13 protein-coding genes are annotated in these 17,312 nt (G+C 38.9%); 8 read left to right on the top strand and 5 right to left on the bottom strand.

Translation table 11 applies throughout. The annotated features are described in order from the left end of the window. Position 1: 1 nt before the first annotated feature. The 4 genes from U1P77_RS03670 to U1P77_RS03655 form a co-directional block, all read right to left on the bottom strand. Positions 2-1,423, bottom strand: a complete 1,422-nt coding sequence (locus U1P77_RS03670) for an EH signature domain-containing protein (protein WP_321156039.1) — start codon at positions 1,421-1,423, stop codon at positions 2-4. A gap of 5 nt (positions 1,424-1,428) precedes the next feature. After that, the gene (zorB1, locus tag U1P77_RS03665) at positions 1,429-2,160 is read right to left on the bottom strand and encodes a type I Zorya anti-phage system protein ZorB1 (protein ID WP_321156038.1); all 732 of its coding nucleotides are present in this window, start codon (positions 2,158-2,160) and stop codon (positions 1,429-1,431) included. An 18-nt stretch (positions 2,161-2,178) separates the two neighbouring features. After that, complete coding sequence (zorA, locus tag U1P77_RS03660) at positions 2,179-4,245, bottom strand: anti-phage ZorAB system protein ZorA (protein ID WP_321156037.1); 2,067 nt, start codon at positions 4,243-4,245, stop codon at positions 2,179-2,181. 378 nt (positions 4,246-4,623) lie between these two features. Then, entirely contained in the window at positions 4,624-5,121 is a 498-nt protein-coding gene (locus tag U1P77_RS03655) for a hypothetical protein (RefSeq protein ID WP_321156036.1), read from the bottom strand. A gap of 159 nt (positions 5,122-5,280) precedes the next feature. On the opposite strand from U1P77_RS03655, the gene U1P77_RS03650 reads away from it, so the two are divergent. The 8 genes from U1P77_RS03650 (at position 5,281) to U1P77_RS03615 (ending at position 16,398) form a co-directional block, all read left to right on the top strand. Next, positions 5,281-8,061: a class I SAM-dependent DNA methyltransferase gene (locus tag U1P77_RS03650; protein ID WP_321156035.1), complete on the top strand. Its 2,781-nt coding sequence runs from the start codon at positions 5,281-5,283 to the stop codon at positions 8,059-8,061. 48 nt (positions 8,062-8,109) lie between these two features. Further along, on the top strand, positions 8,110-10,314 hold the full coding sequence (locus U1P77_RS03645; protein ID WP_321156034.1) for a DEAD/DEAH box helicase: 2,205 nt from the start codon (positions 8,110-8,112) through the stop codon (positions 10,312-10,314). Continuing rightward, a complete protein-coding gene (locus tag U1P77_RS03640; protein ID WP_321156033.1) occupies positions 10,268-11,650 on the top strand; it encodes a GIY-YIG nuclease family protein in 1,383 nt (460 codons plus the stop codon). The genes U1P77_RS03645 and U1P77_RS03640 overlap by 47 nt, the downstream gene beginning before the upstream one ends. A gap of 274 nt (positions 11,651-11,924) precedes the next feature. Continuing rightward, the gene (locus U1P77_RS03635) at positions 11,925-13,022 is read left to right on the top strand and encodes a PDDEXK-like family protein (protein WP_321156032.1); all 1,098 of its coding nucleotides are present in this window, start codon (positions 11,925-11,927) and stop codon (positions 13,020-13,022) included. A gap of 205 nt (positions 13,023-13,227) precedes the next feature. After that, entirely contained in the window at positions 13,228-13,539 is a 312-nt protein-coding gene (locus tag U1P77_RS03630; RefSeq protein ID WP_321156031.1) for a transposase, read from the top strand. Beyond that, entirely contained in the window at positions 13,512-14,417 is a 906-nt protein-coding gene (locus U1P77_RS03625; RefSeq protein ID WP_321156607.1) for an IS3 family transposase, read from the top strand. Before U1P77_RS03630 ends, U1P77_RS03625 begins: the two co-directional genes overlap by 28 nt. Before the next feature lie 40 nt (positions 14,418-14,457). Next, on the top strand, positions 14,458-15,561 hold the full coding sequence (locus U1P77_RS03620) for a PD-(D/E)XK nuclease family protein (protein WP_321156606.1): 1,104 nt from the start codon (positions 14,458-14,460) through the stop codon (positions 15,559-15,561). Between the two features lie 150 nt (positions 15,562-15,711). Beyond that, the gene (locus U1P77_RS03615; RefSeq protein ID WP_321156030.1) at positions 15,712-16,398 is read left to right on the top strand and encodes a hypothetical protein; all 687 of its coding nucleotides are present in this window, start codon (positions 15,712-15,714) and stop codon (positions 16,396-16,398) included. A 265-nt stretch (positions 16,399-16,663) separates the two neighbouring features. Here U1P77_RS03615 and U1P77_RS03610 read toward each other — a convergent pair whose 3' ends face one another. Beyond that, a complete protein-coding gene (locus U1P77_RS03610; RefSeq protein WP_321156029.1) occupies positions 16,664-17,287 on the bottom strand; it encodes a hypothetical protein in 624 nt (207 codons plus the stop codon). Between the last annotated feature and the right edge of the window lie 25 nt (positions 17,288-17,312).

Here is a 17,312-nt window from a genome sequence, read left to right as displayed (position 1 = left end):
TCTAATAACGTCTTTTATATTTTGGACTATTCAATCGATTGGAAAAAACTCCCAATTCAGCGAGTTTTTCATCAAATCTCGCTTCCCAGTTTCCTGAATGACTTAAACTCATCCCTCGGCCAGACCCACTTTTAAAGATTGAATGCTGTTTGCTCTTTAATTCAAAAACAGTTATGTTTTTCTTATTAATATTAAAAGGTAAATTACTATATCCATAACAAGCATTCCCTGTATCTGAAAAATCAACAATATGGATATTATCAATTTTTAGTAGAAAAGCATTATTACTAGCAGTAGAACCTACAAGATTTTTCAATCTACCGTGGTTAAGCTCTCTAAATTTTTTATGCTCAGAATGCCTAGATTGCACGGCAGCTGGTCCTAAAAATATCTGAGAAAAAGAGATTTTATCAATGAACTTAATCCAGTAATCAAAGCGATTGATATCGGCTGTATCGCTGAATAACTTAAAGAAGGCTTCCAAATCTGCTCTGACAAACCACTGAACCACCATTTTTCTAGTATCTGAACCGACATTCCGCCAACCTGCTGATGAGTCGTATTGCGGGTTACCCCATTGCGTCAAACAGACGTTCTTTAAAGCTTCGTGTACTACCGTGCGTTTTGAGGTAGAAGCATAACGTTCAAGTAGAGCCGTTAAAATAGCTGTGGTATAAATTGGATTTTTTTCAAGTAATAGTAAGAAACGCGGAATTACTTTGAAGTAGTCATCTTCTTTCATTGTCTTAACTGATTTAATCGAAGAATTTACCAAGCTATCCCAAAACCAGCTATTAGGAGCAATGCTTAAATTTTCTAACTGATTACTCACTCTGCTGTCATCGCTATTGTGTAAAAAGTCACGAATAAATCTTTTAGAAGGATCCATTGAGAGCACTTCAGGATGATCAGTTAACGTGGTAAGCCATTTTTTAGGTCGAGGAGTGGCTTGAAATAACGTAGAGCGATTAGTACTTAAGATGTTTCTGAGCTGAACCCAGTTATTGGGACGTTTGTTTATTTCATCTTGTTCTACCGCAAAATAACTATAAAGTAGAGGAAAATAAACGGACTTTAGTAATTCAGGATCCATTTTGCTAAATTGCTCAATAAGCTGGCTACCTATAAATGTAAAAAGCATTTTATCTTCATAACTTAACAGCTTCTTACTGAGTGACCAAGCTAGGTTCTTCCAATCTCGTTTTGTCAGATAGTCTTTGCCATGCTTTTCTAACTTTAAAATTGAGTTCACAATCTTTTCTTCGATAGGCTGAGCGTTCTCCATATCATCAAACTTACGTTCAATGAGCTTTAATGTCTTAATTAATTTATTCGGTCTGGCAAACTTATTATGTATTTGGGCAGGCTCAGAGAAATTATTGACACTCTGATTTAACCTCTGCTTTAAAATAGCGATACTCATCACATTCACCTTGCCAGCTGACAGGTTTCAATAGGGGCAGAGACGAAAATCGGCTGCGCCTCAGCACTGTCTTTTTCTTTTAAGCCATAGAACTGCATCCGCAGCTCTACACGACGTGAAGCTTCTTTACTGTCTTTTGCCGCATTGAATGAGACGCCACCAGCCAAAAATAGCTGTTTGATTTGATTTTTTTGCGCGTCAGTTAAGGTAATTTCTTGATTGAATGTGGGGTCCAATAAACTGCACATCACCCACTCCGAACGACGCAAACTTAAATTCAGGTTATATAAATATGATCCATCCGTATCTGTAAAGCCCTCAATCACAATCTGTTTAAACCATTTTTTGCCGTTTTCACTATTGGCAGCTTCCAAGACAACAGGGACCAAAGCACTTAAAGCCTTTATACCCTCTGAATTTAAGCGGTAATCATTGTATCCAAAACGGCCTGCTTCACCAAAATTTATACGGTTCTCTTTACAGTCTACGGTGATGAGCTGATTCTTTAAAGTAGGGTCGTCTTTAATACTAGTACAAATATCTAAGACCTCTGAACTCCGCTCTTTCTCCGCTTGTGTTGCTTCGTTAATTTTCTTAGTAACTACCATTAATGATACTGCCATCACGACTAAAAACAGTGTCATGAGAGCTGTCATTAAGTCAGCAAATGAGATCCAGAAAGGCTTTTCACCCTCATCCTTTGAACGAGGCTTCTTAGCGTACCTATTACCAATCATTATCGATACACTCCCGAATTAGCGTCTGGTTTTTTGCGTAAGGTCTTCAAGATCTTCAACCACATTTCCTAGACCCTCAACACCGGTTGCAAGGCGTTTAACGGCTTGATCAAGTGTGTTGTCAAAAGACACTAACGAGTGATTTAGACTGCTTTCAACGGAAGTACCAAAGCTATCAAAACTCTTCACTAGAACATCACTAACTTCTGCTAAATATTCTTGCATTTCCATCTTGACTTGGTTTAGAGCTGTAGTCATATTCTTCATATCATTAAGCATTTGACTACTCATGCTAGCTTCAGACTTTGACTGCTGAATGAGACTTTCTAGTGTTTCAATTGCAAGATTAACGCTGTTTTGAGAGTTCTTATAATCTCTTATTAACTCGATAAGGTTACTGCTGGCACTGGTCATATTGGTTGACGTCGTATTAACCTGTGCAATAAGTTCTGATGTTTTACCAGTCACTGTGATTAGTGAGCTGCCAGCCGTCGTAAACTGTTCAGAAGCTACACGCATTTTTTCCGCACCACTATTCATACCAGTGATGCTATCAGTAGTCACTTGAGAAAGTTTTTGGATATTTTCTTTATGACTCTGAACCGCATTTTGACTATGAACAATCAACTCTTTAATTTCACTGCCTAAGTTATCAATCAATACAGATGACTGCTCATGCAATTTTTGTTGATTATCTGATATTTGGCGATCCTGCTCGATACGTTGCTCTGCGACATTTGATAGCAGGTCTGACATTGAAGTACCTAAACCTGATACAAGCTCTGAAACCTTACTGTTTAACTGCTCAACAGCATATAACCCTTGATCACCAATCTTAGCCGAACCTGCAGATAGATTTTCTACCATTTCGTTCATTTGGGTAGACATCTCATTTTGCTTTTGATGAATATCCTCCATCATTTTAGCCATTTGTGTCTCTAACGTTTTGGTCGACACTTCACTGTTAGTTTGCATATCTGTAATTAATTGAGAGAAACCTGACTGCATCTCACGCATAGCCGTGACAGACTGTGTCATCATCTCGCTCATACCTGTCATTTGACCACCAAATGTCGTTTCCAGCTTACTCATAAAAGCAGTTAACACATCAGTCATAAGTTCTTGCACAGCTGAACCCTGATCGCCGCTGACCTGCTGCACGCTTGAGGCGATTTTATCTAAAGGCTCTTGTAATGTGCTTTTAATAGATTCACCAATCTGAGTTGCCGTTGATGCGCCTACTTGAGCATAAGACTCACTGAGTTGTGAAGCAAAAGCAGCTTGATTTCTTTTATTCTCTTCGATCAAGTTAGTCATCATGGTTTTTAAATCATTAACCAGACTATCTTTAAGCTGTCGAGCATTAGCCTCATTGGCTTGCGATGATTTGAGTAATTTGGCTAAGTATTCCTCACCACTGTCATCGGCAGTAAAGGCATTATCAATGGCGGTATTTAAACGTTGTAATTGCGCATAACACTGTCTAAGCCATGACTTTTCACGCCAAGTAATCAGCATTGCGGTGGTGATAGCCAACGCAGATGCCATAAAGGCTTCTGCAACCCCTGTTAGTAACAAAGCCAGACTGTCTTGAACCTTGTCAGGGTTTCCTGCAGGGTCAAAAGCTAACAATCCAATCAACAGACCTGCAAATGTAACGATAATACCGACACCGGTAATCATACCGGGTAAATGCTTATAAAAATCTACTTTTAAGGGCGTATCGATGATGATTGATTCGGTAAAAAACACTTCACTTGGAACGGTTGCACGCGAATGAACGACAATATCTTCTCCATCCACTGCTTCATAAATATCATGAAAGGTTTTTTTATAATTTGACCAAGCCTGCTTTAAGTATAGGGTATCTTCAAAACTTGCATCCAATAAACCCTTATCGATATTAGAATTATCATTAAGGCTATCTAACTCATCAGTTAATTTCGATAGTTTATTATTTAGTACACGAGCAGGTATCCAATAATTTAAGATAAATCGAATAGAAATAAATATCAAAAAGATAGAAACCAGTATAGGAAAAACATAAAATTCTTGCACAAATTGAGCTGTTTTGAACCAATCCATCAATACCACCTATCCCACCAAATAAAAAATTGAAAGCTGTACAATTTAATCTATCAAATTCAAACATAACTAAATTAGAGTCAGCTCAATTCGACAATAAAGATTTACGTCAAAATACCCATGACAGTAATCCAAACCCTGAATTACAAGCTGTAACTTACAAAAAGAGAATAGTAACATAAACAAATGACTAGAAAATGATTGGCAAATAATATTTAGGAAATAACAGATAGCTCTGAGAGTTCACAACTATGTCGGATGGGAGGAATAGTAGAAACCATCTTTAAGAATGTCTGTAAAATCCAGCCACCTTTTATATGGCAGATATAGGTAATTCGAATCTAATAATGCTTAGCAAATTTGAAGGTTTTATCCCTATTATTCAAGCTGAAAATGTTTCAAATTAGGATATAACTGCCTAGTTAAATCATAAATCTCGTCTTCCGCATCTGAACCCTTAGGATTAGGGTTTGGATAGCTAGCAACGGTAAGAATTAATCTAGGTAGCTCTAAATGATGAGTAAAAACTCTCTCCAGCTCTTTTCTAAGAAAATCAAACCAAAGATTAATAATTTCTGGTGGTGCATGAGGGTTTGCCGTCGCATGAGTAAACAGGTCTGCGTTAAGACAATAGTCCATACGAAAAGCTGCAGCCATAGAATCATGAAGCCATTGCAAGGTTCTATGATCAAAACCTTTCACTCTCAGCTCATCACGTAAGTCACTCAATTCAGTGCGAATATCAATCACTGTTTCAGCTTCACGATGCTTATCACTAGCAAAATCAATTATGATATGTAACGCTTCTCCATAGCTGTCATGTTGGATCCATCCAATACGAGTCGAATCACCTTGAAACTTAGTACTAACTATCATTATTTATCCCCATTAATAGACTTCTTTCTTATTATTACAAGCGGTAAGACACTATCAAATCTCATTTAGAACATCTAAGACTTTAAATACTATAAGATGTGATTATAATTGCACATTAGCCTGCCTATTCACACCAGTAAATCACCTATAGAGACAATCATGGCATTTAACCAAACCCAGTTTTTTGAAGATTTAGAAAAATTAACCACTAAAGTTATCGATAAAAATAAAAAAGAAGATTTCATTTATGACTTTTTAACGCTGCTAGATGTCTCAAAATCCACGATAACTTCACTCAAAAAGAATGACGGCCGTTATAACGTAGCAGCCAATCCTGAAGCTGGCGAGGTTGCCAATAAACATCGTATCTACTTCAAGCCTGTAGGTGCAGGTCAAGACCTTGCTAAAGCTTTAAACGAGCTAAAAAGCAGTTCGATTATTAATCAGCACAAAATCCGTATGATAATGGTGACGGACTTTAAGACTGTCCTAGTTAACGACACCAAGTATGATGAGACGCTCGACTGCGACTTTGCTGATCTTTATAAAAACTACCACTTTCTATTGCCACTTGCCGGCCTAGAGCGTGCTCGTGAGTACTCAGAGCACCCTGCTGATGTACAAGCGTCTGAAAAGATGGGACGCTTGTTTGACCATATCCGTAAGCTCAACGAGTTTAATACTGCTGATGACTTGCATGCTCTCAATATATTTTTAACGCGACTGCTATTCTGCTTTTATGCCGAAGACACTGGTATTTTTAAAGCAAACCAGTTCCATGATGTTATTGATAGAACCACCCATATAGATGGCAGTGACGTCGATAGCACACTGTTTGAGCTGTTTGAAGTTCTCGATTTACCTGACTCTAGCGCAGAGCGCGATGCTAAACCCACTCACCTAAGTGCATTCCCCTATGTGAACGGTAGCTTGTTTGAATATCAGTTTGCCATTCCTGAGTTTGATGCGCGGACCCGCCGTATCTTGCTAGAGTGTGCACGTTTGAGCTGGGCAGAGATTAACCCAGATATTTTCGGTTCAATGTTTCAAGCAGTGATTGATCCTGAACAGCGTGGCAGCTTAGGACAGCATTACACCAGCGTTAGCAATATCATGAAGGTCATACAGCCACTATTCTTAGATGAACTACGTGAAGAGCTAGACACAGTTATAGCACTGAGTCATGACAATCGCCATAAGAACAATAAAGCCGAGCGCTTAGATGCCCTACTTAAGCGTATCAGCCAAATCAAAGTATTTGATCCAGCGTGTGGATCAGGCAACTTTTTGATTATTGCTTATAAAGAATTACGTAAACTTGAGATTGATGTATTAAAAGCACAACGTGATTTAATAGGCTCTAAAGACAACCTATTAGGCTTAGGCTTTGATAGCGTAGTGTGTTTAGATAATTTATACGGCATAGAGTATGACGACTTTGCCAGTCAAATAGCACGTTTATCACTCTGGTTAGCTGAGCACCAAATGAATGTACTATTCGAGCAGGAGCTTGGCGCATCGACGCCGATGCTGCCGCTTAAAGACAGTGGCCATATTGTCTATGGCAATAGTTTGCGTATCGACTGGAATGAGGTCTGTCCAAATAATGGCAATGATGAGATTTATATTATTGGCAATCCTCCGTTTGGCGGAAGAAATAATCATAGCGATAGTCAAAATAATGATATGGAAAAAGTGTTTGAAGAGTTTAGTAATTATAAAACCTTAGATTATGTGTCTTCATGGCTTTGGAAAGGCTCCAAATATATCACTAATACCAATGCTGAATTAGCTTTAGTAGCGACTAATTCTATTTCACAAGGCGCACAGGTAGCAATGCTATTCCCTTATATATTTGAACTAGGAGTAAGTATTCGCTTTGCTTATCAAACCTTTCCATGGAAAAATAATGCCAAACACAATGCAGCAGTTCATGTTGTTATCATCGGACTATCTTCTAAATCAAATATTAACAAAACTATTTACAAGCTAATTGATATGTCTTGGCATACCGAAATAGTGAAAACTATTAGCCCTTATCTAATTAAAGGCAATCAAACCGTCGTAGGTGGTCGAAATGAAACATTAAATAATTCCAAAAAAATGGTTTTTGGAAGTATGCCTAGAGATGGTGGGTTTCTATTTTTAGACCAATCTGAAAAAGAAAAATTTGAGCTTGAAGAACCTCAGTCAATACACTTTATCAAAAAAGTTTTGGGCTCAAGAGAGTTTCTCAATAGTCAGGAAAGATGGTGCTTATGGCTTGAAGATTTCTATATATCAAATTTGGACAATTACCCACTTATAAAAGAAAAAGTAACTAATGTAGAAGTGTTCAGACTAGATAGCAAAGCTAAATCAACTCGTAACTTTGCCAAAACACCCCATTTATTTGCTCAAAGAGCGCAGCCTAAATTAGGAAACTATATTCTAGTTCCTGGAGTTACCTCTGAACGCCGTCAATATGTGCCAATAGGTTTTTATAGTCATGAAGTTATAGCTACGAACCTCGTCAATATCATTCCCAATGGAACAATATACGATTTTGCAATTTTAACCTCACTTATCCATAACGACTGGATGCGATTAGTGGCTGGTCGATTAGAAAGTCGTTACCGCTATTCAGGAACAATCGTATACAACACCTTCCCTTTCCCTGATGCCACTAACGAACAGAAAGAGAATATTGAAAATCTAGCGGAAGAAATCCTATTAGCTCGAGCCAGTAATGCGGGCATGACTTTAGCGGAGCTATACGATCCAGATAAGATGCCTGAAGACTTAAAACAAGCGCATAGTACTCTCGATGAGGCAGTAGACAAGCTGTATCGCCCGCAAGGCTTTGCGAATACTGAAGAGCGTTTGGCGCATTTGCTGGCGCGCTATGAGCAGCTTATCGAAGCAGAAAAGCAGAGCAAGGTTAAAAAGAAAGCTAAATAACTTTAAAACAATACCGCAGATTTTATACATTTTGGAGTAAAAAGCTGTATGTCTCAGCCCGTTAATATCCTAAATCAGACTTACGCCCGAACTGGTCAAAGCAAGAAACATAATTCAATGGGTATGCGGGAAATGCAGGCACGTGCGTTCGAGAAACGTAATAGCCAGTACTTGCTGATTAAATCCCCGCCAGCATCTGGTAAATCACGCGCCATGATGTTTTTGGCCTTAGACAAGCTTATCAATCAAGGTGCTAAAAAGGTCATCATTGCCGTACCAGAGATGAGTATTGGTAAATCCTTTAAATCAACACCACTTAGTGATTTTGGTTTCTTTGCAGACTGGGAGGTAGCAGATCGCTATAACTTATGCTTAAACCTAGCTCAAAGTGATATCCGCAAAACCGCTATCTTCTCGGAGTTTGTAAATCAAGATGTAGACCACAGCTCACTACCCCAAGTCTTAGTTTGCACACATCACAGCTTTCGATATGGCTTTGATAAGGTTATCGAGGATGGCGGTAATATTGAGCTATTTAACGACATACTTATTGGTATTGATGAATTCCATCACGTGTCAGCAGATGAGTCCAACCGATTGGGTGCGATACTAGATGGCATTATGACGCAGACTAGTGCTCATATCGTGGCAATGACTGGTTCCTATTTCCGTGGCGACTCAGTACCGATTTTGTCAGATAGCGACGAAGAAAGGTTCGATAAAGTTACTTACACCTATTACGAACAGCTGAATGGTTATGAACACCTAAAGTCATTAGGATTAGGTTATCACTTCTATAAAAAATCATTCTTTGATGCCTTAAATGAGTGCTTAGATACTACCAAAAAAACCCTCATTCACATCCCTAACGTCAATAGCCTGACTGCAGAAACTGATAAATACGAAACCGTTGGCCGCATCATAGATATTATCGGTGAGGTCGAATCTCGTGATGACAATACTGGCGTAATCACAGTACGCACACACGATGGCAGACACTTACTACTTGCTGACTTAGTTACTGATGATGCCATACGCGTTAATACACAGGCTTACTTATCTAATATTAATTCGTATGATGATATGGATATCATCGTTGCCCTTGGGATGGCTAAAGAAGGCTTTGACTGGGAATACTGTGAGCACGTATTAACCATTGGCTATCGCGGCTCTCTTACCGAGGTTGTACAGATTATTGGACGTTCAACACGGGATAGTGAAGGCAAACACCATGCTCAATTTACTAACTTAATTGCTGAGCCAGAAGCTGATAAGTCCGAAGTGACAAGCTCTGTCAATGACTTATTAAAAGCCATTACTCTATCGCTGCTTATGGAGCAGGTGCTCAAACCTAATATCAACTTTAAACGTCGTAGTGAGCTAGATATATTAGGTACATTAGACTTGCCGGCAGGTACCGTCATCATTGATGACACAGTAAATCCCCCTTCTGATCGAGTCATGAAGATACTCAACCAAGACCGTGACGAGATATTGGCTCAACTATGCCAAAATACAGATAGTATTAAAAAGTATATCGCCGCTGAAACCAATAACGTAGAAACTGAAGCCGTTTCAGACGCCGTTATTCCAAGTATTATTCGTAGTAAATACCCAGCGCTAGATAATAGTGAAGTGCGACAAGTACAAGAAGGTGTTATGCAATATATGGCCATCAACCGCCAAGGCGGCGTGGTTGAAGGTGAGGATATTCCTGATGATGCTGTCATCGAAAATGAACGATTTTTCATTAAGCAAGGCCATGAGGAGTATGTAGATATCACTACTCTAAACGCAGAACGGAAAAAGCAGCTCAATGAAAACGATATTATTAAAGAGCGCCATTTACCAGCTGACGCAAAAATCTATAACCCTAAAACCAAATCAAGCAGTAGCAATGACTCTAACCCTAGCAACGGCTTTGTGAAGGTTGGCAGTAAGTTCGTTAATGTAAACAACCTTCCCATTGATCTAGTTAAATCGGTTAACCCATTTCATGATGCTTATGAAGTCCTGTCTAGGACAGTCGATAAAGAAGTACTACAAACGATCAATGATGTCGTGCATGCCAGCCGTTCTACCGTAACTGAGGCCGAAGCCGTACTGATGTGGCCAAAAATAGTTGCGTTTATGAAGAACAAAGATCGTCAGCCTAATAGAAGCTCAGACGATGCTATCGAACGACGTATGGCTGAAGTTATCTCCTATGTCAGAAACCAAAAAGCCAAGCGAGAAGCCAACAATCATGATTAAACTTGATGAGATCTATCAAAGTCGTGAGTACAAAACGCTAGAAGATATTTTCTCTAATGACAGTACCGGTCTATTAGATGATATAAAGCCCGTTACTAAAGGCTCGGCCAATAACACCGTTTTAACACAGCAGTTTAACGACATAAATACTTTTATCGATAAAAATGGACGCTGCCCTAGTGATAGTGCTGGCGAGATTAATGAAAAAATACTCGCCCGCCTTTTAACCACAATACAAACTAACAGCTCAAAATCCCAAGAATTACTCTCCATAGATAAACATGAATTGCTAGCCACTCAAAGTAATACCTCTACCCTACCTGAAGAGCCTACAGCCTCAGATAAAAGTATGAGCAATGAAAATAATATTGCTGAAAGTAAAACTAGTATTGAAGAAGATGAGCCAGTAATAGAGACAGTTAGCGAACCATCTTCTATTAATAGTTTAGACGATATCTTTAATAGCGATGACCTAGGGCTTTTTGACAACATTCATTCTGAAATTTTAGTCAATGACAGTCAAAACACTGCACGTGCCAGCTACGATCAATATAATGACGAAGATATAGCAAGCCGGTTTGAATGTAAGGACTTTTATAAGTTTGAAGCAACATTCGAGCGTATATATAAGGCTATTCAAACGGGTGCTTTTACTAAAAGTAATTTCTCATCAGTGAAAGATATCAACATCGGCAGTGTCTTCGTTTTAAACGGGATTTTGTGTTATGTAGCGGACATATATCAAGCAGAGAATCGAAAGAATGAGCGTAACCAAAAGCGCTTACGCTTAGTATTTGCTAACGGCACTGAATCTAACATGCTCATTCGCTCTTTAGCTACCGCCCAATATAAATATGAAAACAGCTATCAGCTATTAGTTACTGATCCTGACTGGATGGATGATGAGCTAGCCAAAAACTTTGGAGACGATCGGCAACTTACTGGTGTGATTTATGTCGCCAAGCTAACTGAAACGCCAAGCAACTTAAAGCACTATAAACAGCTGCATAAAATTGGTTTTTCAACCCTTACAGGTGAAGCAAGAACCAAGCACTCGATTAGAGATACAGCATTCCTGCAACAACCAGTAGATATTATTGCTGAGTGGCAAGTTTATGATGCAAATGCCCGCAGCGTTGAGAGTGTATTGCATGCTTTCTTCTATGATCAGAGGATCAAAGTATCCTCAAAAGCAGGTGATGATAATATCTACAAGGCGACAGAGTGGTTCAACGTTCCCCTTGATGAGATCGAAAAGGCAATTAACCTGGTTATCGCAGGGGATATTAAAAACTATCGAATGGATGGTGTGGCTGGCAAGGTGGTTTTGAAATAATGAGCTTTTGCAGAATTAACTTATATCCATATATTTAAAAATTATTAGATGTGATTACCTATAATACTACGGGTCTATAAATAGCATTTATAGATATACTGATTATCAGCCAAAATATGAACACACTATATTGATAATTTATCTAAGCCTGTTTATATAAAGCTAGCACTACAAATTGCTAATAGTAAGATTTGCCAGGTGGCTTTGTGAATGTCGGGGTTTTATTACGCAGCAATTATTAACAGGTAAGAAACGAATTAAGGTGAATTAATTAATGAATATTATTCAGTTAAAACAATTAATAGAGCATATCAAGAGCTTACCCACCCCAGAAACACCTGAGCTGACGATATTCGGCATTGGTAGCCGTGGTTACTACGAAAACCCAACCTCTGATGTGCTAGCCTTTTTCTGTGACAGTGAAGGTGATCATGGCTTAGGTAACTTGATGACGGAAGCATTATTTGATGCTCTCACTGTTTCTAATCCAGAGTCAGCCGATTTTGACTTCAGCGATTTCTCTATCATCACTGAGCCTGAGCGCGAAGTCTTTACTGAGGATAACAAATATATCGATATCCTGTTAGAAGGAAATGACTGGGTCATGGTAATCGAAAATAAGGTTTTTCATAAACTAAACAACCCGTTTAAAAGCTATCAACAGCATATTCATAGAGAAGAACAATACCAAGACAAACACCCTATTTTTGTGGTGCTATCGCCTAAGGGTAATGCACCTACAGGCTGGCTCGGTTTAAGCTACCCTGCATTACTGGATAGCGTCAGAGAAAAATTAGCACAGGCCTTTATTAATCAGCCACTCAATAAATGGTTAGTCTTGCTTCGTGAATTTATATTACATTTGGAAGGTATTATGTCTGGTTCAACCATTTCTCCTGAGACTACAGATTACATTTTGGAAAACTTAAGAGAAATACATCAAGCTGAGCGATTAAAAGACAAAACCATTAAAGCTTTTCATTCAGAGCTCTTGCAAGAATTAAGTAATATTTTCCCCAATGAAAAAATAGATATTAAATTAAGCACTTGGAATAGGTACCCTGCTCTACGTTTTGCTTTCAAAAAATGGCAGTCCAATTCATTTGTCGCTCTATATTTAGACGCACGTGCAGGCGAGTCATTTTGTATAAACTACTATGTGACTGATATAGGGCACCAAGACTTGGCAAATAAAGCCAATCAACACCTAAAGAGATATAGCACTAAACAATGGAAGACAGGTAAAAATGATACTACCTTAGGTTATAAAGCACCGTTTGAAAAATTTGACAAAACGATAGCGCTTGAAGGCTTAATACATAAACTGACTTTAATAAACGAGTTTGAAACTGAAGTGCGTAGCCAGTTATAGGTTTTTATTGTCGTAGTGAACATTAACAATGATGTACAGTACGCTGTGCATCATTTCAAGGATATCTCTAGGAATCTCTAAGCCAACAACATAAAAACGACCGATAAAAGGAATTACAATGACATCAGTGCAAGTACCCTATGTAGTGGCATAATAAAATTGGACAGTGTTTAAGAGGTTATACTAACTCAAAGAGGACATTAGTATGACTACCAAACGCAGAGAATACACCCGAGAATTCAAATTAGAAGCCATCAGCTTAGTGATTGATCACAAGCGCAAGGTTGCAGAAGTGGCAGAGTCGCTAGGGATTGGCATCTCCACTTTAGACAACTGGGTACGAAAGTATCGACTAGAGCAGCGAGGCGTTGCCCCAACCCAAGGCTTGGCTTTAACAGATGAGCAGCGAGAGTTGCAACAGCTGCGCAAAGAGAATAAGCGTCTAAGAATGGAGCGTGATATTTTAAAAAAGGCTTCAGCTCTGTTGGCATCGGACAGTCTAAAAGGCTACTACTGATAAGCAAGCTTGCAGAGCAGGACAAACGATTAAGCAAGCGTAAGTTATGTGACCTATTTGGCGTGGTGAGAAGCAGCTACTACTATGGTATACAGACTAAGCCCATTGATGTAGAACGTGTCAAACTAAAGGCTTTGATACGTCAAATATTCAACGACTCAAAGCAATCAGCAGGGGCTCGCACTGTTATCGCTATATTGGCTAATGAGCATGGTATTAAGCTGACACGTTACCTAACTGCTAAGCTTATGAAGCAAATGGGGCTCATCAGTTGCCAGTTAAAGACACACAAGTACAAGCACTGTGATCAAATACATAGAACCCATGACAATATCTTAGATCGCAACTTTAGCCCAGCAGCACCGAACCAAGTATGGACGGGGGACGTGACTTATATTCGTATCAAAGGGGGCTGGTGCTATTTGGCTGTGGTTCTAGATCTGTTTGCGCGTCGTATCGTAGGCTTTAGCATATCAGACTCTCCTGATAGCATATTGACAAGCTCAGCACTACAGATGGCGTATCACACCAGATTTAAACCGAGCAACATACTGTTCCATTCAGACCAAGGCACGCACTACACCAGTGAGAAATTCGCTGAAGCCATAGCTGACTGTAAGAGTATGACGCAGAGTATGAGCCGAAAAGGTAACTGTTGGGATAACGCACCTACTGAAAGGTTCTTTAGAAGCTTCAAAACCGAGTGGATGCCAAAGGGTGGTTACGAGGATATCGCTGAAGCATCGAGCGCCATTAGTGATTATATTTGGGGCTACTATCAAACCGTGAGACCGCACAGCTTCAATGATCATCTGTCACCAGCTGAAAAAGAGAGACGCTACTTTAACCAAAACCTCTTGTCAGGTGTCCTAAATTAGTTGACCACTACACTATGACCTTGATAGGTTTAAAGCCCTTATAGATAAGTTTAGAGCGCTAGACTTTACGGATGAGGATTTAAATCTATTTGATGTTGGCACACGAGGGCATTTTGAAAACCCAACGACTGAACTGCTCAGCTTCTTCTTAGATTCAGCCAACCACCACGGTTTGGGTAACAGTTTCTTTAGAGGTCTAGAGTCTGCTATCGCTAAAAAGGGCATACTATCCGACTTAGGTACTTTTGAGAGTGTAGAGACGGAAGTATCTACGCAAAATGGCAAGCGTATTGACTTACTCGTAGAGACTGACACTGAAGTAATAGTGATTGAATGTAAAATCCACCATCATCAAAACAACCCCTTTGATGAATACACAGCCTTTGGTAATGAGCGTATCAATAATGGCTCTAAAGGCTCAACCTCAAAGACACTCGTTAAAATGGTGCTCTGCCTCAATGGTAACGTCAGTGCAGATCTGGCAGCAGATGGCTGGCATGGCATCTCATACAACGAACTGGTTGAACATATTGAAAAACGCTTGTCAAAAACCATGTTTGACAACCCTTATAACAAATGGACTTTGTTTGCCAGAGAGTTTCTATTACATTTAAAAGGCTTGAACACGATGACTGATATCAATGCAAATGAAATTTCTTTTTTAACTGAAAACTTGAATGAATTTGCCCAATTGAATGATTATATCTACAACAATCTGATGCCTAAGATTGGAGCAAAAATCTCATCAGACTTAAATGCCAGTGATCTTCAAAATTTTGAATGTAAAGTAAAACACGGTAAGTGGTATTACTATGAACCTGTCATTAAATTCACTAACCTCAACTGGACAACAGGCTCTGATATCGTTCTATGGATGAAGGCTAGTGATAATGACATATCGCATAAGATTAATTTGCATATTGCCAAGCAGTCTGATGAGTTGACAGAGCAATTCGAAAACTTCATTGGCGATGCATTGCTAGAGTTTAAAGGTGAACCTTGGTATGAAATAAATAACACTTACTGGGGTATATCTTTTACATTTAAAAATTTTGATTTAGAAGAACTATCAGCCAATATTGTTGAATTAATGGGTCACCTAAACAACTTAGAGCTAAATTATCGTCCAACATTGATTGAATAAATATTTTAGTTGTATGGACTTTAAGCATCGCCTATATCCGACCTATCTCGAAGCATGATAACCAATCGCAAAGCTGGTTAAGGTGGATTAATAGGCTTAGGCTTTGCGCCTATCAATGAGAACGGTTGAATCATATAAAGGAATTACCTCATGTTCAAAAAAGCTTTTGTACTACTTGCCACACTACCACTGACCGCTATGGCCGCTCCTGTAGTAGAAGGTGTCTATGTAAGCGGTACCAATAACAATAAGCGAGTACATCTAAGCAGCTTTGAATATGAGGGCGCTAAACATTATGAGCTTTTTCTTGCCAATATGATTGGCGACTCTAGCTTTGTTATTGCTAGTAAAGCCAAGCCTATACAAGACAGTCAAACGGTTGTTTTTACGGTGCCAGAGAGTGGCTACCTAGATTATCAATCTAACTTAGGTTGCCGAGTGGAAGTTGCTTTTTCACCCAATGAAATTCAGCTAAAAAACTTAAGCAACTGTACCTCTACTGAAAAAGCTTTTAACGGCTCTTACGTTTACTCAAAAAAATCTAGTTTGGTTCCTACAAAATACCAAGGCTCTTGGGGAGAGTGCGAGTATGCTAAAGGAGATCGTCAGTCAGCGTTTCTAAGCGATAGTACAGGCTCATCAAATGGCACTCAACACTTCAAGGTTATAAAAGTAGATCCTAGCTCCTCTAATGTATTAAATGTCACCGGCGCATTTTATTATGAAGCTGAACCAGCCATACACACAATAGAGTACGAATATCTAGCAAATAAAAGTGTACGTATCAAAGCCGACTGGAATGATGCTTCTTCAAATTATAAAAAATGCCGCGACTAGCTTCACACTTATCAAGCGATAACTATAAGAATATTCATATGACCAACCCTAGCATCAACTTCAAAGAAGAATTCAGCGCCTAAATTCCTGCTTTAACACTACTAATGAATTTAGGCTATCGTTACCTTTCTCCTGAGCAATGCTTAAATCTGCGTAGTCCTAAAGGCACTAGAGTACAGACACAAGCAGACTCAGCAGGTAATAGCAGCAACCAAGTGATGCTATTACCTATGTTACGTCAGTACTTGACCACTACAAAACTGAGCTATGCCGAAGCATATATCGCCTTTAAACGAAAACAATCAGGCTCATCAGTAATACTTGAACTGTAATATATAAACACATCATCAGACAATAAGGCTTCAACAGCTTCTGATACATAAGAAAATACCTCTAGTGAGGGACTTTCGACACTCTCCATTCCAATAAACAACCCTTTAGTATGACGTGCTTTTATAAGTTGACTAACTAACTGCTGTGTAGCTATCTTTACTAAATCTGAGTCAGATTCACCTGTGGCACTTGCTTGGATGAATTGAAATAAATTATCACACTCAAACATACTTTTAATATCTACAACATCTATACCGATAATAGTACTTGCAGAGTTTACATTAAGCAGTTTAATGACATCGTTTACTTCATCAGGCTGACATCTAATAACGCCCTCTATAATATCTAAGCGCTCAAAATCTATATTATCTGTTTGTAAGCCCACTAAAAACCAAGCCTCTGATCCCTCTTTTAGCTCTAGTAGAGTCTGCTCATTCCAATCATCGCTCGTTATAAAACAACCAATAGTAGACTTAGGGCAATGCTCCATGGTCCGTCGATACATAACAGCACTAGGTATATCATCTATATACGAGTCATCAATCTGGTACTTCATAGTTATACTCACTGATAATTAGTGG

Source organism: Psychrobacter sp. LV10R520-6 (assembly GCF_900182925.1).
In the GTDB taxonomy this organism is placed as follows: Bacteria; Pseudomonadota; Gammaproteobacteria; order Pseudomonadales; family Moraxellaceae; genus Psychrobacter.
The sequence above is the reverse complement of the archived record's forward strand: the minus strand, read 5'-3'. Positions and strand labels throughout refer to the sequence as shown.